This is a genomic window from Streptomyces sp. FH025, from assembly GCF_017427025.1.
Taxonomy (GTDB): domain Bacteria; phylum Actinomycetota; class Actinomycetes; order Streptomycetales; family Streptomycetaceae; genus Kitasatospora.
Genome location: NZ_JAFLNG010000887.1, coordinates 1 through 2,702 on the forward strand (window position 1 = coordinate 1; position 2,702 = coordinate 2,702).

The 2,702-nt window shown below is 68.1% G+C and carries 3 protein-coding genes; 1 reads left to right on the forward strand and 2 read right to left on the reverse strand.

The features are described from left to right. The coding region (locus tag J0670_RS35240) for a hypothetical protein (RefSeq protein WP_207816614.1) at nt 1–219 on the reverse strand (219 nt) is incomplete at its 3' end. Nucleotides 220–865: 646 nt separating this feature from the next. Next, nucleotides 866–1,438: a hypothetical protein gene (locus J0670_RS35245; protein ID WP_207816616.1), complete on the reverse strand. Its 573-nt coding sequence runs from the start codon at nt 1,436–1,438 to the stop codon at nt 866–868. Nucleotides 1,439–1,738: 300 nt separating this feature from the next. Between J0670_RS35245 and J0670_RS35250 the strand changes: the two genes are divergently transcribed. Beyond that, nucleotides 1,739–2,702: NACHT domain-containing protein (locus tag J0670_RS35250; protein WP_307806834.1), on the forward strand; the 964-nt coding region annotated here is incomplete at its 3' end.

The following is a 2,702-nucleotide window of genomic DNA, read 5'->3' on the forward strand; positions in this document are numbered from 1 at the left end:
ACCCGCCGAGCGCCGCGATGCGATCCAGGCTCTCCGGCGAAACGGTCTCGGCGTGGTCGAACACTCGCCGACCACGCCGATCCGCCCGCCCCGCACGGTCAGCGCCGAGGCCGCCGGGCGGCGCGGGTCGCCGGTGTGGATCCGCGCATTGCGGACGACCAGGTCGGCGCGTTCGTCTCCCCGGCTGGGCCGCAGGCCCGCCACGGGCATCGATGTCATCGGAGCTCCTCGCGTCGGTGGGTGCCGCGCACAGCACACCACCGGGCCGGGTCCGCTCGAACCGTGGAAAGACCCCAGTCCCGACGCGCCGTAACCGCGTGGCACGGCTGGGGACCGACCCCGGTGCGAAGCCGGGGCGAGCCGTGCTGAGGCACCCCTGACCGCACCGACCGACCCGCAGCGGATGCCCCACGCGCAGGCTCTCGCGCCGCGGCGCCGACCCGAGCGTCATCGCTTCCGCCTCCTCGGCGCCCACTGCCCCGGTGGGCGAGGCGTACACAGCCGGATCCGGCCGTGGTACCGGCGCCGACATCGCAGGCGGAGGCGCCGGGGTGCCTGCGGGAGCTGTACGGCGAGCCGGAGCTGGAGGTTGTGGTGCTCAAGCACTACATCGCCTACCGGCGAATTTCGAAGAGCACTTCGATCGCCGAAAGGTCGAACTCGGCGCATGCGGTCGACCCTACGGCACCCCCTGCCAGCACAAACACGCCTGCATCGCGTTGCCCCCGCCCATCCGCGCCCAGGAAGTTTCAACGAGCGCACAAGTCCTGGGCTCGATGCTCCCCTCGCCGACCCTGCGGTCTCCGAGCCGACCACTCGCCTTCACTGCGCCGCAGCCATCCTCATCTCCGACCACGACAGCCCTTCAGGGAGCTACTTGGCGATAGAGCCGAAGGTACTCTTTCCCATCCTCCGTGATGGACGCATAGTTTCCCAACGGAAATTCGTTCCGATTTCCGCTCTCATCCTCCAGCGCCTGCAGACCGCGAATCTTATCATTTGCCTGCAGGTATCCCAGGGCTTCCAGGCGTTCGCAGTCCACCTTAAGTCCATGCTGATAATGCACTCTGTCACGCTCATCCCCGTTCAGCTTCCTAAGGTGGGCGCGCTCATGCGTTCCCAAAATTCCTCGAAATGCAGCCTTGGAAACCTGATCAATTTCCCCTTTCAACCTGTCAACACGCCTCTTGATCCCAAGGAGTCCAACTATCGTGACCTCGCCGACATTTTCAGGGTCAGAAAAGAAAAACCCTATCACCAGCAGGGCCACCACCAGGGCACTAAGGAATCCGATCGAACCCGCATCCTCCATCCCTCCCGCAAGGCGAACAAGCAGAAATATCAGCACGGCAAATCCGGCAACAATAATACTCAGACTGATCCATCTATTATCTGAACTCGTCGAGCCTTCTCCGTTGACACTGGCGCGCTCACTCATCACAACCACCTCTTGACGCCAGCAAGCCACGCAAGAACAGGTCCCATCCAGCGTCTCACCGCCTCAGGTGGCTCGGGAAGCCGTGCCGATCCCTCCTCCGGTGCCGCCCCGAGGCCAGCCTCGCCTGGTACCGCCGACGCGGCGTGTGTGGAGAGCGTGCGCGCCGGCGCCGGTCGGTGCCCGACGCCCCCGACGATCGCCGAATCCCCTGGGCGGCCCTCCGGCATCCCTGATCATGGCGGGGTGAGGAGACGTGTGCTGTGGGCGGGAGTGCTGTACGTAGGCGTAGTCGTGGCGGGCGTGGCCTGGTTCGTCATCCACTACGGCCCCACCGCCGGAATCCTGGCGGGCGCTGTCGGGGGGCTCGTCGGCCTGCTCGGACTGCCCGCGGCGCTGCGCGGCGCACTGCGTCTGGGCGGAAAGCCCCCCGAGTCCGTGCCGCTGGACAAGGTGGCCGACGGGCTCGCCCTGGGGGTGCGTCGGCAGTGGGAGGCCGAGGTTCAGGTACGCCGCGTCAACGACCCCTCCCCGCTGCCGGTCGCCTGGACTGCGGCCGACGCGGACCTGGTCGAGTCGTGGTCGGGCCTGCGGGAGCTGGCGGAGAACTGGCCTGGCGGCCCGCCGGGCGACCCGGCGGGCTGGGCCACCGGTGCGTGGGGGCTGGCCGGCAAGGGCGGTGAGATCGACAAGGTTTTCAGCGAGCGCGTTCCCACGCGCCGTCTGGTGGTGCTCGGTGAGCCCGGTTCGGGGAAGACCATGCTCCTCATCCGCCTCCTCCTGGCTTTGCTCGCACGGCGGCCGGAGGGCGGCCCGGTCCCGGTTCTCTTCTCCCTCGCCTCGTGGGATCCGACCCGGCAGGACCTCGACACGTGGATGGCCGGTCAGCTCACCCGGGACCACCCCGCCCTACGCGCCCCTGCCCCCGCCGAACTTGAACAGAGCAGCCCTGGTACTCGCGCCCACGCCCTGCTGGAGCAACGGTTGATCACACCGATCCTGGACGGTCTGGACGAGCTCCCTCCCGGTCTTCAGGTCTTGGCCCTGGATGCGCTCAACGGGTCGCTGCCTGCCCGGCAACCGCTGGTGCTTTCCAGCCGTACCACCGACTACCGCAACGCCACGGCCACTGTCCGTCTGCACGGGGCGGCAGGCATCCGTCTCCTCCCGCTGGACTCGACGAGCGCTACCGTCTACCTCCAACGCGACGCCGACGGCCCGGGTGCCGAGGCGGCGACCCGCTGGAGCGGGATCGCCGCAAGCCTCG